The organism is Actinomycetospora sp. TBRC 11914, assembly GCF_012933465.1.
Taxonomy (GTDB): Bacteria; Actinomycetota; Actinomycetes; order Mycobacteriales; family Pseudonocardiaceae; genus Actinomycetospora.
The window spans coordinates 86,222-112,751 of sequence record NZ_JABBND010000008.1; the positions used below are offsets into that span (position 1 = coordinate 86,222).

25 protein-coding genes and 1 pseudogene are annotated in these 26,530 nt (G+C 73.4%); 14 read left to right on the plus strand and 12 right to left on the minus strand.

Annotated elements, in window-relative coordinates; translation table 11 throughout:
• Nucleotides 1–34: 34 nt before the first annotated feature.
• Nucleotides 35–1,105, plus strand: a complete 1,071-nt coding sequence (locus tag HH311_RS14495) for a hypothetical protein (protein WP_169184375.1) — start codon at nt 35–37, stop codon at nt 1,103–1,105.
• Here HH311_RS14495 and HH311_RS14500 read toward each other — a convergent pair.
• From HH311_RS14500 to ppsA, 4 genes and pseudogenes are all read right to left on the minus strand, one after another.
• Nucleotides 1,086–1,799 carry a GntR family transcriptional regulator gene (locus HH311_RS14500; RefSeq protein WP_312030154.1) on the minus strand — a complete coding sequence of 238 codons (714 nt, stop codon included), beginning with the start codon at nt 1,797–1,799 and terminating at the stop codon, nt 1,086–1,088. The genes HH311_RS14495 and HH311_RS14500 overlap by 20 nt on opposite strands.
• Before the next feature lie 129 nt (nt 1,800–1,928).
• The gene (locus HH311_RS14505; RefSeq protein WP_169184376.1) at nt 1,929–2,174 is read right to left on the minus strand and encodes a hypothetical protein; all 246 of its coding nucleotides are present in this window, start codon (nt 2,172–2,174) and stop codon (nt 1,929–1,931) included.
• A gap of 688 nt (nt 2,175–2,862) precedes the next feature.
• Nucleotides 2,863–3,861, minus strand: a pseudogene (locus tag HH311_RS14510) (ABC transporter ATP-binding protein); the annotation flags it as partial.
• 181 nt (nt 3,862–4,042) lie between these two features.
• Nucleotides 4,043–6,409 carry a pyruvate, water dikinase gene (gene ppsA, locus HH311_RS14515; RefSeq protein WP_312030155.1) on the minus strand — a complete coding sequence of 789 codons (2,367 nt, stop codon included), beginning with the start codon at nt 6,407–6,409 and terminating at the stop codon, nt 4,043–4,045.
• Between the two features lie 118 nt (nt 6,410–6,527).
• Here ppsA and HH311_RS14520 point away from each other — a divergent pair, with 118 nt between their 5' ends.
• The 3 genes from HH311_RS14520 to HH311_RS14530 all read left to right on the plus strand — a co-directional run bounded on the left by HH311_RS14520 (nt 6,528) and on the right by HH311_RS14530 (nt 9,613).
• On the plus strand, nt 6,528–7,340 hold the full coding sequence (locus HH311_RS14520; RefSeq protein ID WP_169184378.1) for a hypothetical protein: 813 nt from the start codon (nt 6,528–6,530) through the stop codon (nt 7,338–7,340).
• A gap of 255 nt (nt 7,341–7,595) precedes the next feature.
• On the plus strand, nt 7,596–8,708 hold the full coding sequence (locus HH311_RS14525; RefSeq protein ID WP_169184379.1) for an NAD(P)/FAD-dependent oxidoreductase: 1,113 nt from the start codon (nt 7,596–7,598) through the stop codon (nt 8,706–8,708).
• Complete coding sequence (locus HH311_RS14530; protein WP_169184380.1) at nt 8,705–9,613, plus strand: sigma-70 family RNA polymerase sigma factor; 909 nt, start codon at nt 8,705–8,707, stop codon at nt 9,611–9,613. The genes HH311_RS14525 and HH311_RS14530 overlap by 4 nt, the downstream gene beginning before the upstream one ends.
• Here HH311_RS14530 and HH311_RS14535 read toward each other — a convergent pair.
• Complete coding sequence (locus HH311_RS14535) at nt 9,595–10,461, minus strand: NAD(P)-dependent oxidoreductase (protein ID WP_169184381.1); 867 nt, start codon at nt 10,459–10,461, stop codon at nt 9,595–9,597. The genes HH311_RS14530 and HH311_RS14535 overlap by 19 nt on opposite strands.
• A 74-nt stretch (nt 10,462–10,535) precedes the next feature.
• Nucleotides 10,536–10,862, minus strand: coding sequence for a hypothetical protein (locus HH311_RS14540; RefSeq protein ID WP_169184382.1), 327 nt, complete (start codon nt 10,860–10,862; stop codon nt 10,536–10,538).
• A gap of 55 nt (nt 10,863–10,917) precedes the next feature.
• Between HH311_RS14540 and HH311_RS14545 the strand changes: the two genes are divergently transcribed.
• Together HH311_RS14545 and HH311_RS14550 are read left to right on the plus strand one after the other, a co-directional pair.
• Nucleotides 10,918–12,252 carry a ferric reductase-like transmembrane domain-containing protein gene (locus HH311_RS14545; protein WP_169184383.1) on the plus strand — a complete coding sequence of 445 codons (1,335 nt, stop codon included), beginning with the start codon at nt 10,918–10,920 and terminating at the stop codon, nt 12,250–12,252.
• A gap of 25 nt (nt 12,253–12,277) precedes the next feature.
• Entirely contained in the window at nt 12,278–12,907 is a 630-nt protein-coding gene (locus HH311_RS14550; protein ID WP_169184384.1) for a rhomboid-like protein, read from the plus strand.
• A gap of 32 nt (nt 12,908–12,939) precedes the next feature.
• Here HH311_RS14550 and HH311_RS14555 read toward each other — a convergent pair whose 3' ends face one another.
• On the minus strand, nt 12,940–13,092 hold the full coding sequence (locus tag HH311_RS14555) for a hypothetical protein (RefSeq protein ID WP_169184290.1): 153 nt from the start codon (nt 13,090–13,092) through the stop codon (nt 12,940–12,942).
• A 110-nt stretch (nt 13,093–13,202) separates the two neighbouring features.
• Between HH311_RS14555 and HH311_RS14560 the strand changes: the two genes are divergently transcribed.
• Complete coding sequence (locus HH311_RS14560) at nt 13,203–14,963, plus strand: pyruvate dehydrogenase (RefSeq protein ID WP_169184385.1); 1,761 nt, start codon at nt 13,203–13,205, stop codon at nt 14,961–14,963.
• 70 nt (nt 14,964–15,033) lie between these two features.
• On the opposite strand, the gene HH311_RS14565 is transcribed toward HH311_RS14560, so the two are convergent.
• Nucleotides 15,034–16,110 (minus strand): CHAD domain-containing protein, encoded by a 1,077-nt coding sequence (locus tag HH311_RS14565; protein ID WP_169184386.1) that lies wholly within the window; start codon nt 16,108–16,110, stop codon nt 15,034–15,036.
• A 175-nt stretch (nt 16,111–16,285) separates the two neighbouring features.
• Here HH311_RS14565 and HH311_RS14570 point away from each other — a divergent pair, with 175 nt between their 5' ends.
• From HH311_RS14570 to HH311_RS14595, 6 genes are all read left to right on the plus strand, one after another.
• Nucleotides 16,286–16,690, plus strand: coding sequence for a DUF2267 domain-containing protein (locus HH311_RS14570; RefSeq protein WP_169184387.1), 405 nt, complete (start codon nt 16,286–16,288; stop codon nt 16,688–16,690).
• A gap of 112 nt (nt 16,691–16,802) precedes the next feature.
• Nucleotides 16,803–17,543: an SDR family oxidoreductase gene (locus HH311_RS14575; protein WP_396027443.1), complete on the plus strand. Its 741-nt coding sequence runs from the start codon at nt 16,803–16,805 to the stop codon at nt 17,541–17,543.
• Between the two features lie 51 nt (nt 17,544–17,594).
• On the plus strand, nt 17,595–19,115 hold the full coding sequence (locus tag HH311_RS14580; protein ID WP_169184389.1) for a mannitol dehydrogenase family protein: 1,521 nt from the start codon (nt 17,595–17,597) through the stop codon (nt 19,113–19,115).
• A 113-nt stretch (nt 19,116–19,228) separates the two neighbouring features.
• A complete protein-coding gene (locus HH311_RS14585; RefSeq protein WP_169184390.1) occupies nt 19,229–19,726 on the plus strand; it encodes a helix-turn-helix domain-containing protein in 498 nt (165 codons plus the stop codon).
• Nucleotides 19,727–19,728: 2 nt separating this feature from the next.
• Nucleotides 19,729–20,448 (plus strand): hypothetical protein, encoded by a 720-nt coding sequence (locus HH311_RS14590; RefSeq protein ID WP_169184391.1) that lies wholly within the window; start codon nt 19,729–19,731, stop codon nt 20,446–20,448.
• Between the two features lie 206 nt (nt 20,449–20,654).
• Nucleotides 20,655–20,870, plus strand: coding sequence for a hypothetical protein (locus tag HH311_RS14595; protein WP_169184392.1), 216 nt, complete (start codon nt 20,655–20,657; stop codon nt 20,868–20,870).
• Between the two features lie 20 nt (nt 20,871–20,890).
• Here the strand turns inward: HH311_RS14595 and HH311_RS14600 are convergent, their stop codons facing one another.
• Genes HH311_RS14600 through HH311_RS14615 form a run of 4 tightly spaced genes read right to left on the minus strand, consistent with a single transcriptional unit; the run spans nt 20,891 to nt 25,190 of the window.
• The gene (locus HH311_RS14600; protein ID WP_169184393.1) at nt 20,891–21,991 is read right to left on the minus strand and encodes an ABC transporter ATP-binding protein; all 1,101 of its coding nucleotides are present in this window, start codon (nt 21,989–21,991) and stop codon (nt 20,891–20,893) included.
• Nucleotides 21,992–22,004: 13 nt separating this feature from the next.
• A complete protein-coding gene (locus tag HH311_RS14605) occupies nt 22,005–22,886 on the minus strand; it encodes a carbohydrate ABC transporter permease (protein ID WP_169184394.1) in 882 nt (293 codons plus the stop codon).
• On the minus strand, nt 22,886–23,827 hold the full coding sequence (locus tag HH311_RS14610) for a carbohydrate ABC transporter permease (RefSeq protein WP_169184395.1): 942 nt from the start codon (nt 23,825–23,827) through the stop codon (nt 22,886–22,888). Before HH311_RS14610 ends, HH311_RS14605 begins: the two co-directional genes overlap by 1 nt.
• Before the next feature lie 34 nt (nt 23,828–23,861).
• Complete coding sequence (locus HH311_RS14615; protein WP_211190284.1) at nt 23,862–25,190, minus strand: sugar ABC transporter substrate-binding protein; 1,329 nt, start codon at nt 25,188–25,190, stop codon at nt 23,862–23,864.
• Nucleotides 25,191–25,513: 323 nt separating this feature from the next.
• Between HH311_RS14615 and HH311_RS14620 the strand changes: the two genes are divergently transcribed.
• The gene (locus HH311_RS14620) at nt 25,514–26,524 is read left to right on the plus strand and encodes a LacI family DNA-binding transcriptional regulator (RefSeq protein ID WP_211190259.1); all 1,011 of its coding nucleotides are present in this window, start codon (nt 25,514–25,516) and stop codon (nt 26,522–26,524) included.
• Nucleotides 26,525–26,530: the final 6 nt, after the last annotated feature.

The following is a 26,530-nucleotide window of genomic DNA, read 5'->3' on the forward strand; positions in this document are numbered from 1 at the left end:
GCCGTCGTCGTCGGCGCGCGGCAGGATCACGGGCGTGACCGCCCGGGTGGACAGCGAGCTGCTGCTGGTGGGGAGCCTCCCCACGTCGTCGGCGGAGGAGGCGTTCCGCGCCGGCGCCGGCCTCGTCGGGGACCTCGTCCCGTCGCTGCCCGACGGCGAGTCGGGACCGCTCGGGGCGTGGGTCGCGTTCGACCGGACGCAGCTGCTCGAGCCGCATCCCGACGTCGAGGTGCTCGTCCCGAGCGCCTCGCCGACCGGCCGCGCACGGCACGCGTACGAGACGGCGCGGCTCACGGTGCGCCCGGGTGTGGAGACGCTGCGGTTCGACCGCTGGCCCCGGGTGCCGGTGATGCTCGAGTCGTACGCGCTGTTCCGCCGCCTGCGCGACGAGGGCGTCATCCCGCCCGGGCAGCGGTTCCAGGTGAACTTCCCGGGCCCGTCGAGCGTCTTCACCGGCGCCTTCAAGGACCACTACGCCCGCGACTGGGACATCGTCGGGCCGGCGCTCGAGGACCTCACGCTCCGCTCGCTCGACGAGGTGCTCGCGGCGATCCCGGCGCAGGACCTGGCGGTGCAGTTCGACCTCGCCTACGAGGTGCTCGACAACGAGCAGGTCCTCGGCTGGACCGAGGGCGGGGTGGAGGGCGCCTGGGACCGGTTCGCCGGACCCTGGTCGCGGCTGGCCCCGCACGTGCCGGAGGACGTCCTGCTCGGGCTCCACCTCTGCTACGGCACCTTCCCGGAGTGGCCGATGTTCGAGGCCCGCGACATGGGGCTGCTCGTGCACATGGCCAACCACGCGGCCGCCCACTCCGGGCGGGTGCTCGACTGGCTGCACCTGGCCGGCCCGCGCTACCTGCGCAGCGAGGACGAGGCGTTCTTCGCGCCGCTCGCGGGCCTGCACGCCCCGCACACGCGGGTGTTCCTCGGGATCGTGCTCCCGCTCGACGGCGAGGACGGGCTGCGGCGGCGGCACCGGACGGCGTCGCGCTACCTCGCCGACTTCGGGGTGGCGATGTACTGCGGGTTCGGGCGCCAGCCCGGGCAGGACCCGGCGGAGACGCTGCGCGAGCACGCGGGCGTCGTCAGGGCCCTGCTCCGGTGAGCGAGGCGACGATCCGGGCCTCGGCGTCGGCCAGGTAGTCGGCCACCTCGAGGGCGGCCTTCTCCAGTTCGCCCTGCTCGACGAGCGCCGCGACGGCGTCGTTGCGCTCCAGGTAGGGCTCGTGGAAGTCGCGGTGCGTGCCCACCCGGTGGAACGCCAGCCGCATCTCGGCGAGCAGGAGGTCCATCTGCTGGTCGAGGCGGGTGCTGCCGGCGAGGGAGACCAGGGCGCGGTGGAAGTGCTGGTTGGCGTCGGCGACCCCCGCCCAGTCCTCGGCGGCCGCGGCGCTCCGGCCCTCGTCGACGGCGTCGCGCACCCGGGCGATCGCGGCCTCGTCGCGGGCGCGCTCACCGTGGCGGACGGCGGCGGGCTCGACGATGCGCCGGCTGCGGTAGACGTCGTGCACGTCGGTGACGCCCGGCGTCGCCACGAACACCCCGCGGTGGGCCTCCCGCACCAGGATGCGCTCGGCGACGAGCTGGCTGAACGCCTCGCGGAGGGTGTTCCGCGAGACCCGCATCGCCTCGCAGAACGCCGGCTCCCCCAGCCGCACCCCGGGCAGCAGGCGCCCCTCGACGACCTGCTCGCGCAGCGCGTCCGCGACCCGCTCGGCCGTCGACGACGTCTGGGCCACGCGCGTCGAGGACAGGGCCGCCAGGGCGGCCTGGGCGGCCCGGTCGGGGTCAGCGGTCACGGGCGGGGAGTCTACGTGTCGGATCGTTGAACGACGTGTGGTGACGCGGCACCCTGTGCCCCTCGAGGGGCACAGGGCGCAGGTGCGCGGCCCTGCCGGCCTGCCTGACGTGCCCCTCGAGACCGGCCGTCAGACCTCGTCGAGGTCGAACGCGTCCTCGCCGACCCAGACCCGCAGGCCCTCGCCGTCCTCGGTGATCGCGCCGTCCTCCTCCTCGGAGAGCTCGCGGGCGGCGCCGAGGGCCCGTTTCGAGTAGTGGATCCGGCCGTCGCCGAGGTCCTTGGGGCGGTACTCCGAGGCCAGTACGGCGGTGCGGCTGCGCGTCGCGAGGAGTTCGGCGTTCTCCGGCCCGACCTCGGCGATCCACTCGTCCATGGCGTGGATCACACCGCCGCCGGGGCCGGACCTCCAAGATCCGGACCCGGCGTGCAGGATGTGCGCGCCGCCCCCGCCCTCACCCGCGGTGGAACAGCCGCCGCAGGCCGCCCTCGCGGTGCGACGAGCCCTGCCCGTTCCCCTGCTCCTCGCCGTCGGTCTCCCGCTGCGACGACGTCGGGATCTCCTCGGTGTGCTGGTCGGCGTCGTCCCGGGACTGCTGCGCCTGCCCGTCCTGCCGGTCCCGGTCCCCGTCCTGCTGGTCCCGGTCCCCGTCCTGCTGGTCCCGGTCCCCGTCCTGCCGGTCCCGGTCCCCGTCCGACTGCTGGTCCTGGGTCTGGTCCCCGTCGGTGCTGCCCGAGGCGCCGGTCTTCTCGTCCTCGGACTTGGTGTGCTCCCCGGCCTGGGGCAGGACCACGGTGCCGCCGGCGTAGTCGTCGACGGGCACCCCGACCAGCGGCTCGTCGGACTCCGGCGGGTCCGGCGGGGCCTTGCGGGCCTCGGCGTCGGCGTTCGGATCCCCGGAGCCGGCCTGGGAGCCCTCGCCCTCGCCCTCGCCGGCGGGAGAGCCCTCGACCATCGACTCCGACTGGCTCTCCTGCATCGCCTGGTAGCCGAACGGGTCCGCGTCCTCGGGCGGGTTGTCGCGGGTGACCTCGATCAGCTCGGTGCGGTCCTGGTCCTTGGAGATGCCATAGCGCGCCATGTCCTCCTCGGTCAGCGACTCCAGGATCGCGGTCTGCGCCTTCTCCGGGAGCGTGTGCAGGATCTGCATCACCCGGTCCTTGCGCCGCTGCACCGCCTTGCGCTCCCCGAGCCCCTCGGTCGGCAGCAACTGCGGATCGATGAACGACTCCTCGGACTCCGCGCTGCCGCCCTGCTTCTTGAGCTCCTCGAGCTCGGCCTCCATCTGGGCGGTGTCCTTCTCCTCACTCATCCCGATGGGCCCGACGCGGCGGCCCTGCAGGAACTGCTGCACCACCGGCTCCTCGGAGGTCAACAGCACCTCGCGGGGCCCGAACATCACCAGATTCCGGCGGAACAGCATCCCGATGTTGTCCGGCAACGACCGCGCCGTGCCCAGGTGGTGGGTCACGATCAGGATCGTCGCGTCCAGCTGCGTGTTCAGATCCACGATCAACTGGTTCAGGTACGCCGTGCGCACCGGGTCCAGCCCGGAGTCCGGCTCGTCGACCAGGATGATCTCCGGGTCCAGCACCAGCGCCCGCGCCAACCCGGCCCGCTTCTTCATCCCCCCCGAGATCTCCCCCGGGAGCTTGTCCTCCGCGCCGCCGAGCCCGACCAGGTCGAGCTTCTCCATGACGATGTCCTTGATCTCGGACTCGCCCTTGCGGGTGTGCTCACGCAGCGGGAACGCGATGTTGTCGAACAGGTTCATCGACCCGAACAACGCGCCGTCCTGGAACAGCACCCCGAACAACTTGCGGATCTCGTAGAGCTTCGACTCCGAACACCGCACCAGGTCGGTGTCGTGGATGAAGATCGACCCCTTCTCCGGCTTGAGCAGCCCGATGATCGACTTCAACAGCACCGACTTGCCCGTCCCCGACGGGCCCAGCAGCACGCTGACCTCACCCGCCGGCAGCGTCAACGTCACGTCGGACCAGATGTTCGAACTCCCGAACGACTTCGAGAGATTCTTGATCCCGACCTCGACGCCACCCATGGACCGCCTCCTGCCTCGTCGCCCCTCCCCAGAGTCCGTCGCCGTGGTGACCTGGCGCAACCCGGACGGCCGGTCAGCCGGTGAGCCCAGCGCGAACGGCGGCGGAGACGGAGGATCGGCGGGTCCTCGGCGAGGTCGAGCGGAGCAACGGGTTCGGGCTTTGGACGGGCCCTCGACCCGGCTACCGCTTCTCCGCCTCGGCCACCCGTTCGATCACGGTGAGCACGCTGTCCGGGTTGAGCGAGATCGAGTCGATGCCCTGCTCGACGAGGAACTCCGCGAGCTCCGGGTGGTCGCTCGGGCCCTGCCCGCAGATCCCGACGTAGCGGTCCCGGGCGTGCGCCGTCTCGATCAGCATCGAGATCATCTTCTTGACGGCGGGGTTGCGCTCGTCGAACAGGTGCGTGAGCCGGTCGTCGTCGCGCCCGATCCCGAGTGTCAGCTGGGTCAGGTCGTTGGAGCCGATCGAGAAGCCGTCGAAGCGGTCGCAGAACTCGTCGGCCTGCAGGATGTTCGACGGGATCTCGGCCATGACGTACACCTGCAGCTCGTCGCGCCCCCGCTCGAGCCCGTGGGACGCCATCACCTCGAGGACGCGGTCGGCCTCCTCCGGGGTGCGGCAGAACGGGACCATGACGATCACGTTGGTGAAGCCCATGTCCACCCGCACCCGCGAGAGCGCCCGGCACTCCAGCGCGAACGCCTCGGCGTAGTCGTCGCTGTAGTACCGCGACGCCCCGCGCCAGCCGAGCATCGGGTTCTCCTCGTCCGGCTCGAACACCGTGCCGCCGATGAGGCCCGCGTACTCGTTGGTCTTGAAGTCCGAGAGCCGTACGACGACGGGCTCGGGGTACTGCGACGCCGCGATCACCCCGATGCCCCGGGCCATCTGGTCGACGAAGTACTCCTCGTTCGAGGCGTGGCCGGCGGTGAGCTCCTCGATCCGCGCCCGGTCGTCGTCCGAGACCTGGTCCGGGTGGAGCAGGGCCAGCGGGTGCGCCTGGATCACGTTGTTGACCAGGTACTCGACGCGGGCCAGCCCGATGCCGTGCGCGGGCAGCCGCCACCACTGCATCGCCGCGGCCGGGTTGCCGATGTTCATCATCACCCGGGTCCGGGTCTCCGGGACGTTGTCCAGGTCCAGGTCCTCCACCGAGTAGGAGAGGATCCCGTCGTAGACGTAGCCCTCGTCGCCCTCGACGCAGGAGATGGTGACCTCGCGCCCGTCGTCGAGGACGGACGTCGCGTCCTGCGTCCCGACGATCGCCGGCACGCCGAGCTCCCGGGAGACGATCGCCGCGTGCGAGGTCCGTCCGCCGCGGTCGGTCACGATCGCCGCCGCCTTGCGCATGATCGGCACCCAGTCCGGGTCGGTCATCTCCGTGACGAGGACGCGGCCCTCCTCGAACTGGTCGATGTCGTCGGCCGAGCCGATGCGCTGCACCTGGCCGGCGGCGACGGCCTGGCCGATCGCGAGTCCCTGCACGACGACCTCGCCGGTCTCGTCGAGGCTGTAGGTCTGCAGCGTCCCGGCCCCGGCGTTGGACTGCACCGTCTCCGGGCGGGCCTGCACGACGAACAGCTCGCCGCTGCGCCCGTCGCGTGCCCACTCGACGTCCATCGGCCGGTCGTAGTGCTTCTCGATGGTGACGCCCCACCGGGCGAGCTGGAGGATCTCGTCGTCGCCCAGGACGACGGCCGCGCGCTCCTCGGCCGTGGTGTCGACGTTCTCGGTGGGCTCGGCGCTGTCCGGGTCCGAGGCGTAGACGAGCTTCTTCTCCTTGGCCCCGACCGTCTTCTCGATGATCGGGACCAGTGACTCGTTCTCCAGGAACGGCTTGTAGACCGTGTACTGGTCCGGGGTCACCTCGCCGCCGACGACGTTCTCGCCGAGGCCCCACGCGGCGTTGATGACGATCGTGTCAGGGAAGCCGGTGTCGGAGTCGAGGGTGAACATGACGCCCGCGCTCCCCGAGTCGGAGCGGACCATCTTCTGCACGCCGACCGAGAGCGCCAGCTCGAGGTGGTCGTAGCCCTGCTCGGTGCGGTAGCTGATCGCGCGGTCGGTGAACACCGACGCGTAGCAGTCCTTGCAGGCGCGGAGCAGGTCGTCGACGCCGGTGATGTTGAGGTAGGTGTCCTGTTGGCCGGCGAAGCTCGCGTCGGGGAGGTCCTCGGCGGTGGCGCTCGACCGGACGGCGACGTCCACATCGTCGGTGTCGTAGCGCCGTGACAGCTCGGCGTAGGCCTCGCGGATCGCGTCGGCGGTGTCGTCGGGGAACTCCGCCTTGGCGAACTCGTCGCGGATCGCGGCGCCGACGCGGGCCAGCTCGTCACCGTTCGCGTCGAGGCCGTCGAGCAGTTCGCGGATGCGGTCGTCCAGTCCGTTGGCGGACAGGAACGCGCGGTAGGCCTCCGAGGTCGTCGCGAACCCGCCCGGTACCCGCACCCCCGCCCGGTCCAGGTTCTGGATCATCTCGCCGAGCGAGGAGTTCTTGCCGCCGACCGCGTCGGTGTCCTCCGACGACAGGGTCTCCAGCCAACGCACGTGGTCTCCGCTCACGGGAGCAGACATTCCCTCGGGAGTTCCAGCGGAAAACCGCCGGACGGTCCAGGACCGGTTCCGCTACACGCTCCCCGACGGCGGGTGGGGGCAGCATGGAGCGATGGACACGTCGCGCGACGCCGTGGCCCGCCGCTACGGCGAGCACCTCACCGACCGCGACCTACTGGCCCTCACCGACGACCATCCGGACCAGGTCGACGCCCTCCGGCGGCGTCCGGAGCTGGTGCTCGACCTCCTGGACCGGCCCGCCGTCGCCGACGCCGTGCTCACCGCCGCGCACGACGAGGGCGAGCGCTTCCGCTACGTCTCGCCCTTCCTCGTCTTCGCCGCCGCGGTGCACCGGGCGAGCGGCTCGCTCGTCGGGCAGGCGGCGGTGGTCGACCGCACGGCACCGCGCTCGCGGCTGCCGATCCTCGACGGGCCGGTCATCGCCGCCTTCGCCGCCGAGCCCGCCCACCGGCTCTTCCTCGCCGAGCTCCTCGCCTCCTACGCCCGGCTGGCCTCGGGGGTGGTGTGGCGCCGCGGCGAGCGGGGCTGGCAGCGCCGGCGCTGGGACGAGCTGGACCTCCCGCGCCTCGCCGAGCTGCTCGCCGAGGTGCCGCCGGAGTCGCAGCCCGGGGTGTGGCGGCGGATCGGCGACGGCGCGCTCTTCCTGGCGGGCGTCTACCCGGAGTACGCCGAGCGCACCTACGGCGACCGCGGCACCGCACGCCTGCAGCGAGCGACCGGGCTCCACCTTCGGGGCGAGGGGCCGGTCGGCGAGCTCCTCGAGGACCTCGCCGGCCGCGCCTACCGGCAGACCCGGGGCGCCGTGCCGCCCCGCGTCGTGGAGTCACCGCAATCGGCCCGCCGTCTACTCACGATCGTCGCCGACCGCTACCTGCACCGCGACGCCGTCGTCGGCCCGTCCTGAGACCGTCCTCCCCCGCGCGAGGGGACCCTTCGTGCGGCTAGAGCGACCGGATCGTCCCCTCGCGACCGGGCGAGCGATCGCGACGCCGTCCGCGAGGGGAAGATGCGGCCGCTCTAGTGGGACGAGGGTTCCCCTCGCGCCGGAGAGCCGGACGGCCGTCGGCGGTGTGCCCCACGTCACGCCCGGACCTGTCACGACCGTGCCGTCACGCCGGTCTTCTCCCGCGACGAGATCCTGCGAGGAGAGGACGGGGCCATGACGGCGACACGGGAGCGGGCGCGCGTGGTGGTGCTCGGCGGGGGCTACGGCGGACAGCTCGCGGCGCAGGCGCTCGCCCGGCGCACCGACGCGGCGGTGACGCTGGTGAACGACGGCGACCGTTTCGTCCAGCGGATCCGGCTCCACCAGCTCGCGAGCGGGCAGCCGGTCGACGCGCCCCGCTACACCGACCTGCTCGACGGCACCGGGGTGGCGTTCGTCGACGACCGCGTGGTCGACCTCGACCTCGCCGCGCACAAGGTCCACCTGCGCGACGGCGCCCCGCTCGACCACGACGTCCTCGTGTACGCCCTCGGCAGCCACGCCGTGGTCCCCGAGCACGCCCACGACGTGTCCACGCCCGACGGCGCGGCCCGGCTCGCCGCGCGGCTGGCGGACGACGGGGTACGCCGCGTCGCCGTCGTCGGCGCCGGGCTGACCGGGATCGAGACGGCTACCGAGCTCGCCGAGACCCGCCCGGACCTCACGACGACGATGCTCACGGCCGGTTCCCTCGACGACGACCTCTCCCCGCGCGGCGCCGCCCACGTCCGGCGCGTCGCGGCCCGGCTGGGGCTGCGCATCGTCGAGCACGCCCCAGTGGGTGCCGTGCGCGACGGCGGCCTCGTCCTCGCCGACGGCACCGTGGAGCCCGCGAACGCCGTCGTCTGGACCACGGGCTTCGTCGTCGGCGACCTCGCGGGTCGGGCGGGGCTCGCCGTCGACACGGCGGGCCGCATCGCGGTCGACGCCGCGCTGCGCTCGACGTCGCACCCCGACGTCGTCGCCGTCGGCGACGCCGCGGCCCCCGTCGCGACGAGCGGCGACGTCGTGCGGATGGCCTGCGCGACCGCGCTGCCGGCCGCCCAGCACGCCGCGCGCACCGTCGCCGCGCTGCTCGCAGGGCGGGAGCCGCGGCCGTGGCGCTTCCGCTACGCGATCCGGTGCGTCAGCCTGGGACGCCGCGACGGACTGGTCCAGGTGGTCCACTCCGACGACCGGCCCCGCGACCTCGTGGTGACGGGGCGCGCCGCGGCCCGGATCAAGGAGGCGATCTGCGTGAACGCGCTGCGGGTGCAGACCCACCCCCGGATCCCGACGAGCGCGTGACGCGGCCGCCGGGGACCGACGCGGCCACGGCCCGGTTCGAGACGAACCGGGCCCGGCTCACCGGGCTCGCCTACCGCATGCTCGGCGCGCTGCACGAGGCCCAGGACGTCGTGCAGGACGCCTGGCTGCGCTGGTCGGTGCACGAGGAGGAGGTGCACGACCCGGAGGCGTGGCTGACCCGCGTGGTCGTCAACCTGTGCCGCACGCGGCTCGCGGCGCTGCGCGAGGGGCGCACCGACTACGTCGGTCCCTGGCTGCCCGAGCCGGTGCCGACCGGGCCCGGGGGCGTCGACCTCGGGCCGTCGGAGACGGTGGCCCAGCGGGAGACGCTGTCGCTGGGGATGCTGCGGCTGCTGGAGACCCTCTCCCCCGCCGAGCGGGCGGTCTTCGTCCTCCACGAGGCGTTCGGGCATCCCCACGCCGAGGTCGCGGAGCTGCTGGAGCTCCCGGAACCGACGGTGCGCCAGCACCTGCACCGCGCCCGCGAGCGGGTCGGCGCGGGCCGTCGCCGGTTCGAGGCCGACCCGGAGCGGGCGGCCGCGCTGACCGCCCGCTTCCTGTCCGCGGCCGGCGGCGACGACCTCGACGCCCTCGAGCGGCTGCTGGCCGCCGACGCGGTCGCGCTCTCCGACGGCGGCGGGGTGGTCACCGCCGCACGCCGGCCCGTCGAGGGCCGCGCGAAGGTGGCGCGGTTCGTGGCGGGCCAGGCGCGGCAGGCCGCCGGGGTGACCATCGCGGTCGAGGAGGTCAACGCCGGCGTCGGCGTGGTGGTGCGCGCGGGCGAGCAGGTGATCGTCGTGATGACGCCGGAGTTCGACGCGGACACCGGCGAGCTGGTGCTGCTGTCGTCGGTGCTGAACCCGGCGAAGGTGGCCGCGGTGCCGGCTCAGCCGCCGGCGCGGTAGGCGCTCACGACGGCGGCCGTGTCCTGCGACCCCAGGCCCGCCCGGTCCGCGGCGGCGAGCCGGTCCGCGAGCATCGCCAGCAGCCCGGTGTGGGTGCCCGCGGAGTGCGCGGCGTCGAGGATCAGCTGGGTGTCCTTGAGGACGCCGTCGAGGGCGAACGAGGGCTCGAAGTCGCCCGACACCATCGCGCCGCCCTTGAGCTGCGCGTAGGCGCTGTCGAGGGCCTGCCCCGAGATGGTGTCGAGGAAGAGCCGCGGGTCGAGCCCGAGGTCCCCGGCCAGCGCGACCGACTGGGCCACGCCGCCGACCACCGTCGCGAGCCACGCGTTCACCACCAGCTTGAGCTGGCTGCCCGCGCCGACCTCGTCGCCGGCCCAGATCGTCCTCGACCCGATCGCGTCGAACACCGGCCGGACCCGCTCCTCCAGGTCACGGTCGCCGGAGGGCAGCACGACGAGCGCGCCCTGCTCGGCCGGGTCCTTGGTCCCGACGACGGGCGTGTCCAGGAAGGCGACGCCGGCGTCACGCGCCTGTGCGGCCAGGCGGTCGGTGCCGTCGATCCCGACCGTCGAGGTCTGCACCCACACCGTCCGCTCCCCGAACGACGGCAGCGCGTCGGCCATCGTCGAGGCCACGGCGTCGGTGTCGAACAGCATCGTCAGCACCGCGTCGGCGTCCTCGACCGCGGCCGCGGCCGAGTCGACCACCGTCGCGCCGTCGTCGGCCAGGGGCTCGGCCTTGTCCCGGGTGCGGTTCCACACCCGGACGTCGTGCCCGTCGCGCAGCAGGCTGCGCGCCATCCCCGAGCCCATGAGCCCGGTCCCGAGCACCGCCACCGTCAGCGCCACCGCGTCCTCCGTTGTTCTCGTGGTCCCGAACGCCCCGGCTACCCGGCACGCGGCGACGACGTACCGCCTGGGATCTAGCCGGTCAGCTGACCGGCATCGGTGCCGGTGCCGGCCTCGTGCCCGGCGGGACCCTGCTTGCGCCCGACGGTACGTCCGACGAAGAAGCCGATGAGCAGGCCGACCAGTCCGCCGAGGATGAAGACGATCGCGAAGATCCAGAAGATGGTCTTGCCGATGGTGCGCTGGACACTCGCCGCGAGGACCGGGTCGCTGCCGGCGAGCAGACCACGCTCCCCTGACGTGAACGCCGGGGGGCGCAGCCGGAGCGACGGCGGCGTCCGAACGGCCCAACCCCGCGCGAACCACCGCGCGTGATCGCCCGCTGACCGTGCGGTGATCACCGGGGTTCTCAGATTCGGGTGGTCGTCGGTCCCCGGACACCTAGCGTCCCGGCCCGTGCAGCAGGCGACCCAGCCAGGATCGAGACGACGAACGGTCTGGACGGCCCTCACGGTGCTCGTGCTCGCGGCGCCCGTGGCTCTCACTGTGTGGCGCACCGGCGAGGGCAAGCTCCTCTCGACGGTGCTCGTCGCCGTCGGGGTGGTCGCCCTGGTCGCGATGGGGGTGGCGACGGTCGCGCCGTCGCGGGTGCGGGGGCTGACGGCCGCCTTCGGCATCGACCGCGTGATCACGGTGCACCGGTGGCTGGGCATCCTCGCGATCGCCGCGGCCCTGACCCACCTGGTGCTCGCGGTGGTGCGCTCCCCCAAGCTGCTCAACCCCCTCGCCGCGTCGCTGTCGATCCAGTGGGGGTGGGCGGCGACGGTCGCGATGGTCGGGGTGGGCCTGGTCGCCGCCCTGGGCCGTCGCTCCGGACGCCGCTACGAGGTGTGGGCCCGGGTCCACGTCCTGCTCGCGGCCGCGTCGCTCGTGCTCGCCGCCCTGCACGTGTTCTGGCTGGGGCACCTGATCTCCGACCCGGTGCTGCGGGTCGTGCTCTCGGCGCTGGCGCTGGGCTTCCTCGCGGTGCTCTTCCTGCGCTGGGTGTGGCGACCGTTGTTCTCCCGCGACGGCGCCTACGTCGTCTACGGCGTCCGCCCCGAGGGCCCGTCGACCGCGACGCTCGTGCTCGCCCCCGTCCACATGCACCGCGGGCTGCGGTTCCACCCCGGCCAGTTCGTCTGGCTGCGGCTGCGCCGCTCGGTGCTCGGCACCGAGGAGCACCCCTTCACGATCGCGTCCTCGGCGCGGGTCACCGGGCGGCTCGAGCTCACCGTCCGCGACGCCGGCGACTTCTCGGCGACCCTCGCCTCGCTGCCCACCGGATCCCGCGTCTGGCTCGACGGCCCGCACGGCGCGTTCACCTCGGCGCCCGAGGCGCCCGGGCTGGTGCTGATCGCGGGCGGTGTCGGGATCACGCCGATGATGTCGATGCTGCGCACCCTCGCCGAGGGCGAGGACCGCCGCACGCACCACCTCGTCGTCGCACAGCGGCCCGACGAGCCGCTCTTCGAGCCCGAACTGGCCTCGCTCGCCCGCCGGCTCGACCTGCGGGTGACCCGGACCGCGGGCCGCCGTGTCGACGCCGCCCTGCTGGGCTCGGTGCTGCCGCCCGAGCCGTGGCGCGGGGAGCTCGACTACTTCGTCTGCGGCTCCCCGTCGCTGCTCGCCGGGTCGCTCGCGGCGCTGGAGCAGCTCGGCGTGCCGGCCGAGCGGGTCAACACCGAGCAGTTCGGCTGGTCGGGTCCGCTGCCGGTGCCCGACCGCGACCGGAGCCGCAACGCGGGCTGAGCGGGGGGCACGCCACCCTGGTGGAGTGATCGCGACGGCGGGTGCCGGCCTCCGGCGCTACGTCGTCGCCGGGCGCTGGACCGTGGCCTACCTCGTCGTCCTGCTGGGGGTGCACGCGTGGATGGCGGCGGCGCCGGACGCCGCGGCCGCGTTCGTCGCCTGGGCCAGCACGAACCTGGTGAACCTGGGGACGCACCCCGTCGGCTCCCTCGCCGCCAGCGCCCTGATCGTCAACGGTCCCCTGCTCGACGGCGGCACCGTGATCACGTTCTGGGTCGGGATCGGGGTGGCGCTGTGGTGGGTGGAGGCTCACCACGGCGCCCGGCGGGCCGCCGCGGTGTTCGTGACCGGGCACGTGGGCGCGACGCTGCTCACCGTGCCGGTGATCCTCGCGGCGGTCCGCGCCGGCCGGTACCCGGAGGACGTCGCGACCACGGTCGACGTCGGGATCAGCTACGGCGCGCAGGCCGCCCTGGCCGCCGTCGTCGTGGCGCTGCCGCGCTGGGCGTGGGCGCCGTGGGCGGTGTTCGTGCTGGGCTGGCCGCTGCTGGACGCGGACTGGTCGGGGCTGCTGCCCGACTTCACCACCGTCGGGCACCTGCTGGCCGCGGGTCTCGGGTTCCTGCTCGCCGGGACGGCGCTGACGCGCATGTGAACGGATGTGGTCGCCGGGGCGACCACATCCGTTCACGTGGTCGGGACGACCTTGTCGGCCGCCAGCCGGGACCGGGTCATGTCGGTGACGCACTCGATGTCGCGGCCCAGGTCGCCGTCGGTGTGCCAGAAGGACGCGACCCGGTCCTGAACCCCGACGACGAGGGGGCGGGACAGGGCGTGCACGAGCGGCTCCTTCTCGGCGGTGACCGGGCCGGGTGCCGGTGTCCGCCGGCCGCGACCGCCGGGTGATGGGTGGCGCGCAGCACCGCGTCGCCCCTGCCAGGCTGATCGCCATGGCAACGAGCGTGGCCGACCAGCTGATCGAGGTCCTCGTCCAGGCGGGGGTCGAGCGGATCTACGGCCTGGTGGGCGACAGCCTCAACCCGATCGTCGACGCGGTGCGGCGCTCCGGCGGCTCCGCGCAGGGCGGCATCGACTGGATCCACGTGCACAACGAGGAGGCCGGCGCGCTGGCGGCCTCGGCGGAGGCCCAGCTCACCGGCCGGCTCGCGGTGTGCGCCGGCAGCTGCGGGCCCGGCAACACCCACCTCGTCAACGGGCTCTACGACGCCCACCGCTCCGGCGCCCCGGTGCTCGCGATCGCCTCGCACATCCCCTCGGTCCAGATCGGCACGGGCTACTTCCAGGAGACCCACCCGACCGCGCTGTTCGCTGAGTGCTCCTCCTGGGTCGAGCTCGTCTCGGCCGCCGCGCAGATGCCCCGGCTGCAGCGGATCGCGATGCAGACCGCCCTGGCCGACGGCGGGGTCTCGGTGCTCGTGCTCCCCGGCGACGTCTCGGCCGAGCCCGCGGCGCACCCGACCGGCACCGGCGACCTCGTCGCGCCCTCGTCCGCCGTCGTGCCCGCCCGCGACCGCGTCGAGGCGCTCGCCGAGCACGTGGACCGCGCGCGGACGGTCACGCTGTTCGTCGGCGCCGGGGCGCGCGACGCCCGCCCCGAGGTGCTGCAGCTCGCCGAGAAGGTGAAGTCACCGGTCGGGCACTCCCTCGGCGGCAAGGAGTGGATCCAGTACGACAACCCCTACGACGTCGGGATGAGCGGCCTGCTCGGGTACGGCGCCTGCTACGAGGCGTCCCACGAGGCCGAGCTGCTGGTGCTGCTCGGCACGGACTTCCCGTACGACGGGTTCCTGCCGCAGGCCCACACGGTGCAGGTGGACCGCGACGGGCGGCACCTCGGCCGGCGGACCGTGCTGGACCTCGGCGTCGAGGGCGACGTCGGTGAGACGCTGCGGATGCTGCTGCCGCTGGTCACCGAGAAGACCGACCGCGGCTTCCTCGACCGGATGCTGCGCCACCACGCCGACGCCCTCGAGCACGTCGTCGAGGCCTACACCTCACGGGTCGAGCACCACCGGCCGGTGCACCCGGAGTACGTCGCCGACGTGCTCGACGACGAGCTCGCCGACGACGCCGTCGTCACCGTCGACACCGGCATGTGCAACGTCTGGGCCGCGCGCTACATCAGTCCCACGGGGCGCCGGCGCATCATCGGGTCGTTCCGCCACGGGACGATGGCCAACGCGCTCCCCCACGCGATCGGCGCGGCCACCGCGTTCCCCGGCCGGCAGGTGGTGTCGATGTCCGGCGACGGCGGCCTGACGATGCTGATGGGCGAGCTGCTCACCGCGGCCGAGCACGACCTCGACCTCACCGTGGTCGCGTTCAACAACGGCGCCCTCGGGATGATCCGCCTCGAGATGATGGTGGCGGGCTACCCGTCGTTCCAGACCGACCACGGGCCGGCGGACCTCGGGGCGATCGCCCGCGCCGCCGGGCTGCACGCGGTGACCGTCGCCGACCCGGCCGAGCTGCGGGGGGCGCTGCGCGACGCGCTGGCCCACCGCGGCCCGTCGCTGGTCGACGTCCGCACCGACCCCGACGCGCTCTCCATCCCGCCGCACGTCACCGCGGAACAGCTCCGCGGGTTCGCGCTGGCCGGGATGCGGACCGTGCTCTCCGGTGGGGTCGGGAAGATGGTCACGCTGGCCCGGTCGAACCTGCGCTCCATCCCCCGGCACCCGCTGCGGTAGGTGCGCTCCGCGCTCGTGAGCAGAAAGTGTCGCCATACCGACACCTTCTGCGCACGAGGCCGCGGGCCACCTACGAGCTCTCGGCCCCCAGCCACTTGTGCAGCTTGGGCTTCGTGTAGGCGGTGACGGCGGCCGCGAGAGCCTGGTCGGCGGCGACCCGGCGGGCGCGCGCCTCGGCGTGCAGCACTCCGTACGAGAAGCTCGGCTCCCCGGCGCGGTGGGCGAGGTCGGCGAGGTCGACCAGCCAGTGGGCGACGGCCTCGCTGCGACGCCGCTCCTCCAGCGCCCCGGCGAGCGCGTCCGCGGCGTCGGCGAGCTTGCGGGCCTGCTTGCCCAGCGCACCCCGGACCACCCGGGCCGTCGTCGCCACCGTGTGCGCGGCGGCCGCGACCGGCGCCAGGCGCGGCTCGGCCGCCCGGTCCGAGCCCTGGGCCTCGGCGATGGCGGCGTCGGCCGCCTCCCGGGCCGCGGCATCCGCGTCGGCGAGCGCCCGGGCGAGCACCTTGTCGGTGTGCTTCGCCTTGCGGCCGCCGATCGGGGCGGTGAGGACGAGCTGGTCGGCGTGCGCGAGCAGGCTCGTCCACTCGGGCTGGGCCAGCATCGAGGTGACGGCGTCGCGGCGCTCGGCGGTACGGGACGCGACGACGATGCCGACCCGCGCCTCGACCGGCCCCTGCCGCAGCGTCGGGTCCAGGTCCTCGACGAGCTCCTCGAGGACGTCGACGGTGCCGTCCAGCGCGCGCGCCTCCTCGACGGTCGAGCGCGCCCACGCCAGCTCCGCCCGCAGTGCCGCCAGCTCCCCGCCCTCGATCAGCGACGCGAAGCCGGTAACCACGGCCTCCAGGTCCGAGAGGGCCTCCGCCAGCCGCTCGACGTCGGGACCGTCGGGATCCCCGGAGGGGGCGTCGGGCTCGTCGTCGGGGACCTCGTCCTCCGCGGCGGGCACCGTCACCGACGTGCCGCCGTCCGCGCCGACGTCGCCCGCCGGAGCGCCCTCGTCGTCGGTGCCGAGGTCGCGGTCGCCGAGGTCGCGGTCGTCGAGGACGGGCACGGGGTCGGTCCCGGGCTCGACCGCGGCGTGGAGGGCGGCGACCCGTTCGCGGATCGCGGCGAGGACGAGGGTGGAGGCGGTGACTGTCTTCGGCACGTGTGCGGGTGTACCCCACCCGCGGTCCGCGTGATCGGGAGGGGCCGCACCGATCCGACAACGTTCACGGCGTCTCCACCTGCAGGCCGGGTGAGCTGGCCGTTTCGGGGTCGCGGGAGCTCGGGGACCCGCCTCCGCGCCCGGGACAGCCCTGGGCGGCATCGGAAGGAGCAGGATGCAGGAGCAGGAGTTCATCACCGCGGTCCGGGAGTCCCTCGACCTGCCCGACAACGCGAGCGCGGGCACGGCCGTGCGGGCGACGCTCGCAGTGCTGGGTCGGCGGCTCTCCGGCGGGGAGGGCAAGGACCTCGCGTCGCAGCTGCCGGGCAGCCTCGCCCAGCAGATCCCCGACGATGCTCCCGGTGAGCGCTTCGACGTGACGACCTTCTACCAGCGCATCGCCGAGGCCGAGCGCGCGGAGGGCCGCGAGGTCACCGACGCCCAGGCCCGCCAGCACGCACGCGCCATCGCCAAGGGCCTCGAGACGGCCCTGTCCAACGGCGAGTGGCGGAACTTCACCAGCCAGCTGCCGAAGGACTACGCCGACTTCCTCGGCACCGAGCCCGTCGAGAAGCACTGAGGGGCGGAGCCCGCGGCGGTCGTCGTCGAACCCCGTCGGTGAGCCTACGCAACCATCCCGGGCGGGCGGCCCTCGCGCGACGAGCGCCACGCGTGACCGGACAATGATCGGCATGCGCAGCCTGCTCGTCACCGGAGGCTCCCGCGGCATCGGCGCCGCCACCGCCCGGCGGGCGGCCGCGGCCGGCTGGGCCGTCTGCCTGACCTACCGCAGCGACCAGGCCGCCGCGGCGGCCGTCGTCGCCGCCATCGAGCGCGACGGCGGGCGCGCCGCGGCCGTCCGCGCCGACGTCGCGGTCGAGGCCGACGTGGTGGCCGCCGTCGAGGCCGCGGCGACGCTCGGACCGCTGGGGGCCGTCGTCGCGAACGCCGGGATCGTCGGGGAGAAGACCCGGGTGGACGAGCTGACCGTCGACCGCGTCCAGCGGATGCTCACCACCAACGTCACCGGCACGATCGTCACCTGCCGCGAGGCCGTCCGGCGGCTCTCGACCGCCCACGGCGGCCCGGGCGGGGCGATCGTGCTGATCTCCTCCGCGGCGGCGCGGCTGGGCTCGCCGGGCGAGTACGTCGACTACGCCGCCTCCAAGGCCGCCGTCGACACCCTGGGGCTCGGCCTGGCCAAGGAGGTCGCCGCGGAGGGCGTCCGGGTGACCGTGGTGCGGCCCGGGATCATCGACACCGAGCTGCACGCCTCCGGGGGCCAGCCGGACCGGGTCGCGCGCCTCGGCCCGGGCCTGCCCACCGGCCGGGCGGGGACGGCGGACGAGGTCGCGGCGGCCGTCGTGTGGCTGGTCTCCGACGAGGCGTCCTACGTCACCGGCAGCGTCCTCGACGTCGCGGGCGCCCGCTAGGCGGGCCCGCCACACCTATCCGGCAAGCGCTTGCGCTCCTACCCTGGGCCGATGAGCGCCGACGCCGCCGCCCAGAACGCCACGGCCCTCGGTCGCGCCACGGTGGGCGACCTGCCGATCCCCGTGCCGTCCTACGACCGCGACGCGCTGCGGGTGGGCATCGTGCACATCGGCGTCGGCGGCTTCCACCGCGCCCACCAGGCGATGTACCTCGACCGCCTGTTCACCGCGGGCCACGACGGCGACTGGGCGCTGTGCGGGGTCGGGGTCCTCGACGCCGACCGCGCGATGGGCGAGGTCCTGCACCGCCAGGACGAGCTCTACACCCTCGTCGAGAAGCACGCCGACGGGTCCCGCGAGCCCCGCGTCATCGGCTCGATGGTCGAGTACCTGGTCGCGCCGGACGACCCGGAGGCGGTGCTCGCCCGCCTGACCGACCCGGCCGTGCGCATCGTCAGCCTGACCGTCACCGAGGGCGGCTACCACGTCAACACCGCCACCGGCGAGTTCGACCCGTCGGAGGCCTCCGTCGCCCACGACCTCGCCGCACCCCTCGACGCCGAGCCCACGAGCGCCTTCGGCTACCTCGTCGAGGCCCTGCGCCGCCGTCGCGCGGACGGCAACCCGCCCTTCACCGTCATGAGCTGCGACAACATCGCCGGCAACGGCGACGTCGCCCACCGCATGATCACCGCCTTCGCCCGCCTGCGCGACGAGTCCCTCGGCACCGACCTCGCCGACTGGATCGAGCGCGAGGTGCCCTTCCCCAACTCGATGGTCGACCGCATCACCCCGCGCACCACCGACGACGACCGCGCCGAGCTCGCGGAGCGGTTCGGGGTCGACGACGGCTGGCCGGTGGTCTGTGAACCGTTCTGTCAGTGGGTGCTCGAGGACCGCTTCGTGTCCGGGCGGCCGGCGTTCGACGAGGCCGGGGTCCAGGTCGTCGCCGACGTCGAGCCCTACGAGCTGATGAAGCTCCGCCTGCTCAACGCCTCCCACCAGGCCCTGGCCTACCTCGGCTACCTCGCCGGGTTCCGCTACGCCCACGAGGTGGCGGCCGACGACGAGTTCGTGCGGTTCGTCCGCGGCTATATGGACGACGAGGCGACGCCGACCCTGCTCCCGGTCCCGGGCGTCGACCTCGACGACTACAAGGCCACGCTCATCGAACGGTTCGCCAACCCCGAGATCCGCGACACGCTCGCCCGGCTCGCGGCCGAGTCGTCCGACCGCATCCCGCCGTGGCTGGTCCCGGTCATCCGGGCGAACCTCGAGCAGGGCGGCGAGATCGAGCGGTCGGCCCTGATCGTCGCGGCCTGGGCGCGCTACGCCGAGGGCGTCGACGAGGAGGGCGAGCCCATCGAGGTCGTCGACACCGGCCGCGCCGACGACCGGATCGCCGCCGCCCGCCGCTACCCCGACGAGCCCCTGGCCTTCCTCGAGGACCGGTCGCTCTTCGGCGACCTCGTCGACGACGCCCGCTTCACCGACGCCTACCGGCGCCACCTCGACCGGCTGCACGCCGACGGCGCCCGCGCCGCGCTGCGGGCGGTCCTCGACGGGTCCTGACGGCGGGTCCCGCCGGCTGTGCGGGAGGCCACCCCAGCAGCGCGAACAGGGTGCTTGCACGAGCTAGCACAGGTGTTAGCGTGGGTGGCGAGCACACCGGAGGAGGTGCACGGATGTCCGGGGTCGAGAGCGTCGACAAGGCGCTCGGGCAGGCCGTCGAGGACATCGGGGGCTACATCCGCCGCCAGCGCGAGTCGGCGCAGGTCTCGCTGCGCCAGCTCGCCAAGGTCGCCGGGATCTCCAACCCCTACCTGAGCCAGATCGAGCGGGGTCTGCGGAAGCCCTCCGCCGAGATCCTGGCGCAGATCGCGACGGGCCTGCGGATCTCCGCGGAGGCGCTGTACATCCGGGCCGGGCTGCTCGAGGAGCGCCAGGGGTCCGCGGTGCTCGACGCCCTCGCGACGGACCCGCAGCTCACCGAGCGCCAGAAGCAGGTCCTCCACGACATCTACGAGTCCTTCCGCCGCGAGAACCGTGCGGGTCCCGACGCCGGGACCTCGACCGAGCCGACGCCGCCGTCGGCCCCCGGCACCGCGTCCGGTGCCACGGACGGGACGGCCGCGCTGGCCGTCGCGCCCGACCTGACCGGCGTCAGCCACCAAGAGGAGTGAACATGGCTGTCACGTTCCCGACCAAGTTCGACGTCCGCGAGGCCCGCGACCAGGCCACCAAGGCCGTGTCGGACGCCGTCGACCCGCTGCGCGCGCCGTCGCTGGCGCTGCTGGGCCTCGGCGACTACGCCGTCGCCGGCGCCCAGGAGGCGTTCTCCCGCGTGCAGGCCGGCGCCACCGAGGTCCAGGCCCGCGTCGAGGACCTGCCCTCGGAGCTGCAGGAGCTGCGCCACAAGCTCACCGCCGAGGACTTCCGTCGGCTGGCCGACTCCTACGTCGCCGCGGTGCGCAGCGTCTACGAGGACCTCGTGGCGCGCGGCACCGGCGCCTACACGAAGATCAAGGCGCAGCCGCAGGTCAAGCAGGCGCTCGACACGGTCGACTCGGTGTCCTCCGAGGTCGAGAGCCGGCTCGAGGACACCGTCGAGGAGGTCCGGGTGCGGGGCGAGGGCGTCCTGGCCGGGGTCACCAGGCAGACCCGCTCGGTCGGCGAGCGCGCCGCCCGCTACACCCAGACCATCACCGGGCAGGCCGCCGAGACGGTGGCCGAGACCGGTGCGGCCGTCGCCGCCGAGATCTCCGAGGCCGGTGACGAGATCGCGTCGGAGACCCGCAGCGCCGCCCGCAGGACCGCGGCGCGGACCGCCCCGAAGAAGCAGGGCCCGAAGAACGCGCCGACCTCCGCGGCCACCACCCCGGCCGACAAGCGCGCGAAGAGCTGACGCTCCCCACGCCGGCCCCGTCGCCACCGGGCTCCCCACGGTGGTGACGGGGCCGACGCGCGTCGGCGCACCCCCGAGGGGACACGCCCGCACCGGGGTGCGGAATGATGGCCGACGACGCCTTGTTGATCGGTACAGTGACCGCGGCCTCCTCCTCCCCGGAGCGCCGGTCATCACGCCGCCGTACGACACCGAGAAGGAGAGCTGTGGCCGTCACCGACGCCGGCAGCACCACCCGTCCGTCCTCGCGGGACCTCGACCCCGAGCAGGCCCGTGACGAGCTGATCGACCGCGAGACCGCGGAGCTGAACCAACTGCTCGACCGCATCGACGGGCTCACCTACGAGGCCCGTCGCCGCCTGCGGCGCCTCGAGCACCACCGCCGCGGGGTCGCCCCCGAGTGGACGTCCCGCCACCACTGAGTGCGGACCGCCGGCCGCGGTCACGCCACGCGCAGCCCGCTCGACGGGTCGAAGGCGTGCACCGCGCCGGCGTCGACGCGTACCGCGATCGTCTCGCCGTAGCGCACCGTGGTCCGGCCCGGACCCCGCACCACCAGCGTCGTCGCCTCGTCGTCCCGCCCGTCGGAGTCGATGAGGTGCGCGTAGAGGTACGACTCGCTCCCCAGCTCCTCGACGACGTCCACCACGGCCTTGATGCCCGCGCCGCTGCCCTCGGAGTCGACCGCGACGTCCTCGGGGCGCACCCCCACCGTGACGGTCTGCGCGGACCCGACCGCGTCGCGGATCTCCCGCGAGAGCGGGATCTCGACGCCGCCGAGGAGCACGCCGTCGCCCGAGCGGGGCAGGTCGAGCAGGTTCATCGCGGGTGAGCCGATGAAGCCGGCGACGAACGCGTTGACCGGGCGGTCGTAGAGCTCCGAGGGCGTCGCGTACTGCTGGAGCTGCCCGTCGCGCAGCACGGCCACCCGGTCGCCCATCGTCATGGCCTCGACCTGGTCGTGGGTCACGTACACCGTCGACACCGCGAGCCGGTTCTGCAGCTGCGCGATCTGCGAGCGGGTCTGCACGCGCATCTTCGCGTCGAGGTTCGACAGCGGCTCGTCCATGAGGAAGACCCGCGGTTCCCGGACGATCGCGCGCCCCATCGCCACCCGCTGGCGCTGACCGCCGGAGAGGGCCTTGGGCTTGCGATCCAGGTACTCGGTGAGGCCGAGCAGCTCGGCCGCGTCCGCGACCCGCTTCGCCTGTTCGGCCTTGTCCATGCCGCGCATCTTCAGCGGGAACGCCATGTTGTCCCGCACCGTCTTGGCGGGGTACAGCGCATAGTTCTGGAACACCATCGCGATGTCGCGGTCCTTCGAAGGCACGTTGACGACGTCGCGGCCGTCGATGCGCACGCTGCCCGCGTCGATCGGCTCGAGGCCCGCGAGCATCCGCAACGCTGTCGACTTGCCCGACCCCGACGGGCCCACCAGCACGACCAGCTCGCCGTCGGTGACCGTCAGATCGAGCTTGTCGACGGCGGGCTTCGCGCCGGGCGTGTAGATCCGCGAGGCCTGGTCGAACACCACTTCGGCCATGTCGGTGTCTCCTTTACTTCACAGCGCCGAACGACAGGCCCTGCACCAGCTTGTTCTGGGCGAACCAGCCCGCCAGGACCACCGGCAGGGCCGCGAGCGTCGCCGCGGCCGACAGCCGGGCCCAGTACAGGCCCTCGGAGCTGATGAACCCGACGAGGAACACCGGGACGGTCCCGGCGTTCGCCGCGGTCAGGTTCACCGCGAAGAAGAACTCGTTCCACGCGAAGATCACGCAGATCAGCGCCGTGGCGAAGATGCCGGGCGAGATGATGGGCAGCACCACCTCGCGCAGCGTGCGCCCGAGCGAGGCCCCGTCGATCGAGGCCGCCTCGAGCAGCTCCTTCGGCACCTCGAGGAAGAACGAGCGCATCATCCACACCGCGATCGGCAGGTTCATCGCGGTGTAGAGGACGATCAGCGTCCAGATGTTGTCCAGTGCGCCGATCTCGTTGACCACGACGTAGATCGGGACGATCGCCGCGACGACCGGCAGCATCTTCGTGGAGATGAAGAAGAACAGGACGTCCTGGGTCTTCTCCACCGGGCGCAGCGAGACCGCGAACGCCGCCGGCGTGGCGAGGACGAGCACCAGCAACGTCGAGACGACCGTCGCGAACAGCGAGTTCGCGAGGTAGGGACCGATGCCCGCGTCGAACACCGCCCGGAACTGCTCCAGGGTCGGGGTGAAGACCAGCGTGGGCGGGTCGGTGTAGGCCGCGGCCTCCGTCTTGAAGGCCGTCAGCACCATCCACAGCACCGGGAAGAAGAAGCCGACCGCCACGATCCACGTGAGCGTCGTCAGCAGCAGCGGGCCGATCCCGGAGCGCCGCCGCGGTCCCTCCGCGCGGGCCGCGGTGGACGTCGTCGTCGCGGTGTCCTCGATCGTCGCGGCCATCAGCTCTCACCCCCCGCCGCACCGAAGGACCGGAACACCAACCGCAGCGCGAAGGTGGCCACGATGATCGTCAGGATCACCACGACGACGCCCATCGCGGCCGACTGCCCGATGTCGAAGCCGAGGAACGCCCGCTGGTAGATGTAGAAGGGCAGGTTCGCCGACGCGGTGCCGGGCCCGCCCTGGGTGATCATGTAGACCGCGTCGAACGTGTTGACCAGGTAGATCGCGCCGAGCACGATCCCCAGCTCCAGGAAGCGCCGCAGGTGCGGCAGCGTCAGCTCCACGAAGATCGACCAGGCGCCGGCCCCGTCGACCCGCGCCGCCTCGACCTGGTCGCCCGGCATGGACTGCAGGCCCGCGAGCAGCAGCAGCATCATGAACGGCGTCCACTGCCACACCAGCGCTGCCATGACCGACGCCAGCGGGAACTGCGAGACCCAGTCGAACGTCTGGCCGCCGAGCACGAAGTTGATGAGGCCGTAGGTCGGGTCGAGCAGCGTGGTCTTCCACAGCAGCGCCGCGGCGACCGGGGTGATCAGGAAGGGTGTGACGAGCAGCGTCCGCACCACGCCGCGACCGATGAAGTGCCGGTCGAGCAGCAGCGCGAGCAGCAGTCCCAGGACCACTGCGATGAGCACGGAGCCGAGCGTCATGACGATCGTGTTGAGCGCCACCGTGCGGAACTGCGAGTCGGCGAACACGGCCACGTAGTTCTGGAACCACACGAAGTGCTGCGAGCCGGGCCGCACGAGGTTCCAGGACTGCAGCGAGTACCAGAGCGTCAGCAGGAACGGGATCTGCGTGACGACGATCGTGAAGACCAGGGCCGGCAGCAGTGGCGCCCGGCGCACCCAGCCCTCGGTCCGGGCGGAGCGGGACGACGTGGTGTTCGGCGACGCGGGTGGGGGCGCCGCGGGTCGTTCCAGGGTCGTGGTCATCTGGTCGAGCTCCGCTTCGCTTCGTCTCCCGTGGTCACTGGTAGCTCTCCCCCACCGTCGACGCGTACTGCTGGGACTGCTCGAGCGCCTGCTGCACGGTCTCCCGTCCGGCGATCGCGGCGGACAGCTGCTGGCTGACCCGGGTCCCGAGGTCCTGGAACTCCGGGATCCGCACGAACTGGACGCCCTGATAGGGCACGGGCCCGACGGTGGGCTGCTGCGGGTTCGCCGTCCGGATCGCGTTGACCACCGTCGGCGCGAACGCGGCGGCCGCCTGCTGGTACTGCGGAATCTGGTAGGTCGACAGCCGCGACCCCGGCGGCAGCGACGTCCACCCGAGCTGGGTGCCGACCCGCTGCATGTACTGCTTCGACGTCATCCAGCTCATGAACTTCCAGGCGGCGTCGGGGTGCTCGGAGGTCTTCGGGATCGCGAGCGACCACGCGTACAGCCAGCCCGAGCTCGGGGTCGCGACGACGGGTGCCGGGGCGTAGCCGACCTTCCCGACGACGGTGGACTTGTCGGGGTTCTCGACGGTGCCGGCCGCCGACGTGGCGTCGTACCACATCGCTGCGTTGCCCTGGCCGAACTGCGTGGCGCACTCGGAGAAGCCGGCCTGCGCGGCCCCGGGCTCGCCGTAGTTGCGCACGGTGTCGACGTAGAACTGCGCCGCCTGCTCGACCTGCGGGCTGGTGAGCTGCGCGTGCCACTGCGGGTCGTACCACCGGCCCCCGAAGGTGTTCAGCACGGTGTCGAACGGCGCGAGCATCTCGCCCCAGCCGGGCTTGCCGCGCAGGCAGATGCCGGCCCGGCCATGTGCGCGGTCGGTGAGCTTCGCCGCCATGTCGGCGACCTGCGGCCACGTCGGGTTGGGCGGCATCGTCAGCCCGGCCTGGGCGAACAGGTCCTTGCGGTACATGAGGAACGACGACTCGCCGTAGAACGGCACCGAGTACATGTGGCCCTGGTACGACAGCGAGTCACGGACCGTGGGGATGAAGTCGTTCCCGTCGTAGCCGGGCGTGCCGTCGATCCGCGGCTGGAGGTCGGTCAGCCACCCGTTCTGCGCCCACTGCGGGGTCTCGTAGTTCGAGATCATGACGACGTCGAACTCGCCACCGCCGGTGGCGACGCTCGCGGTGATCTTGGCCCGGGCCTCGTTCTCCGACAGCGAGACGAACCGCATCCGGATGCCGGGGTTCTCCGCCTCGAACTGCGGCGACAGCGTGATCGCGTCCTTCATCTGGTCGTTGGACACGATGGCGACGGTGACGGTCTGCGTGCCCGGCTCCCCGCCCAGCGCCCCGGCGCCCGAGCAGCCCGCGACGACGCCGAGCAGAACGACACCGAGGAGCGCGAGCAGCGGGAGCCGTGCCCGTCGGCGGGGGTGCGGAGCGGGCGGCCCCGTCGTTCCGTCAGCTGCGCTGCGTCGCACGCCGCCTCCCCGAGCCGTGGTGTACGGACTCCGTGAACGAGTGACGTGGTTCACGCCGTCGTCACGTCGGGCGACCGTAGAGCGGCGGACCGTATGCACGCAAGCGCTTGACACACATCTGCGCGACGATTCCGGCACCGGGCGCGAACGCGCCGTCCGGCGATCTTCCGGCGCCGGAAGGCCCGCACAGGAGCATCATGCGACGGCGGGTAGCGGCGCGAACGGGTGCGGGAGGTCCAGCGGTGGTCACCATGGCCGATGTCGCTCGACGGGCCGGCGTCTCCACCGCGACCGTCTCGCACGTCCTCAACAACACCCGCGCGGTCAGCGACGACACCCGGGCCGCGGTCCTCGCCGCCGTCGAGGAGACCGCCTACACCCCGAACACCGTCGCGCGCTCGCTCGCCACCTCCCGCACGACCACCCTCGGCCTCGTCCTCTCCGCGATCTCCAACCCCTACTTCGGCGAGCTGCTCTCGGCCGCCGAGCGGGCCGCGGCCGCCGCGGGCTACACGCTGCTGCTGGTCGACCCGCACGAGGACCCGGGCTACGAGCGCACGGTCGTCGCGCGGCTGCACCACCACCGCGTCGACGGGGTGGTCCTCGCGCCGTCGGCGCACCCCGAGGCGGCGCTGGAGTACCTCGCGCGCCACGCCGTCCCCACGGTGCTGCTCGACCGGCTGCTCTCCGGCGGGCTCGCGGCCCGGCTCGACCAGGTCGGCAGCGAGAACTCGCAGGCCACCGCGACGCTCACCCGCCACCTCGTCGAGGCGCACGGCCACCGGCGGATCGCCCTCGTGGCGGGCCTGGCCGGGCTCGCGACCACCGACGAGCGCCGCGCCGGGTTCGTCGCGGCGCTCGGGGCCGCCGGTCTCCCGCGCGACCCCGCGCTGGAGGTCTCCGGGGAGTCCGCGACCGAGCCGGCGCGGGCCGCCATGGCCGGCCTGCTGGCGCTGCCCGAGCCGCCCACGGCCGTCGTCGTCGGGAACAACAGCATGACGATCGGCGTGATCGCGGCGCTGCGCGACGCCGGGGCGAAGGTGCCCGACGACGTGGCCGTGGTCGCCTTCGACGACTTCGCCTGGGCGGACCTGTTCGCGCCCCGGCTGACGGTGATGGCGCAGCCGTTCGCGCAGATCGCCTCGGAGGCGGTGCGGCTGCTGCTGCGCCGCCGCGACCAGGCCGACGCGCCGGTCGAGGTGCTGCGACTGCCGCCGTCGTTCGTGGTGCGGGAGTCGTGTGGCTGCGCCGCGGCGCCCTGAGCGCAC

Bases quoted from the DNA above. Each gene is read 5' to 3' on its own strand.
- HH311_RS14505 (WP_169184376.1), bottom strand. From the start codon at position 2,174: ATGGACGAGTGGATCGCCGAGGTCGGGCCGGAGAACGCCGAACTCCTC.
- HH311_RS14520 (WP_169184378.1), top strand. From the start codon at position 6,528: ATGGACACGTCGCGCGACGCCGTGGCCCGCCGCTACGGCGAGCACCTC.
- HH311_RS14525 (WP_169184379.1), top strand. From the start codon at position 7,596: ATGACGGCGACACGGGAGCGGGCGCGCGTGGTGGTGCTCGGCGGGGGC.
- HH311_RS14560 (WP_169184385.1), top strand. From the start codon at position 13,203: ATGGCAACGAGCGTGGCCGACCAGCTGATCGAGGTCCTCGTCCAGGCG.
- HH311_RS14570 (WP_169184387.1), top strand. From the start codon at position 16,286: ATGCAGGAGCAGGAGTTCATCACCGCGGTCCGGGAGTCCCTCGACCTG.
- HH311_RS14575 (WP_396027443.1), top strand. From the start codon at position 16,803: ATGCGCAGCCTGCTCGTCACCGGAGGCTCCCGCGGCATCGGCGCCGCC.
- HH311_RS14580 (WP_169184389.1), top strand. From the start codon at position 17,595: ATGAGCGCCGACGCCGCCGCCCAGAACGCCACGGCCCTCGGTCGCGCC.
- HH311_RS14585 (WP_169184390.1), top strand. From the start codon at position 19,229: ATGTCCGGGGTCGAGAGCGTCGACAAGGCGCTCGGGCAGGCCGTCGAG.
- HH311_RS14590 (WP_169184391.1), top strand. From the start codon at position 19,729: ATGGCTGTCACGTTCCCGACCAAGTTCGACGTCCGCGAGGCCCGCGAC.
- HH311_RS14600 (WP_169184393.1), bottom strand. From the start codon at position 21,991: ATGGCCGAAGTGGTGTTCGACCAGGCCTCGCGGATCTACACGCCCGGC.
- HH311_RS14605 (WP_169184394.1), bottom strand. From the start codon at position 22,886: ATGGCCGCGACGATCGAGGACACCGCGACGACGACGTCCACCGCGGCC.
- HH311_RS14610 (WP_169184395.1), bottom strand. From the start codon at position 23,827: ATGACCACGACCCTGGAACGACCCGCGGCGCCCCCACCCGCGTCGCCG.
- HH311_RS14620 (WP_211190259.1), top strand. From the start codon at position 25,514: ATGGCCGATGTCGCTCGACGGGCCGGCGTCTCCACCGCGACCGTCTCG.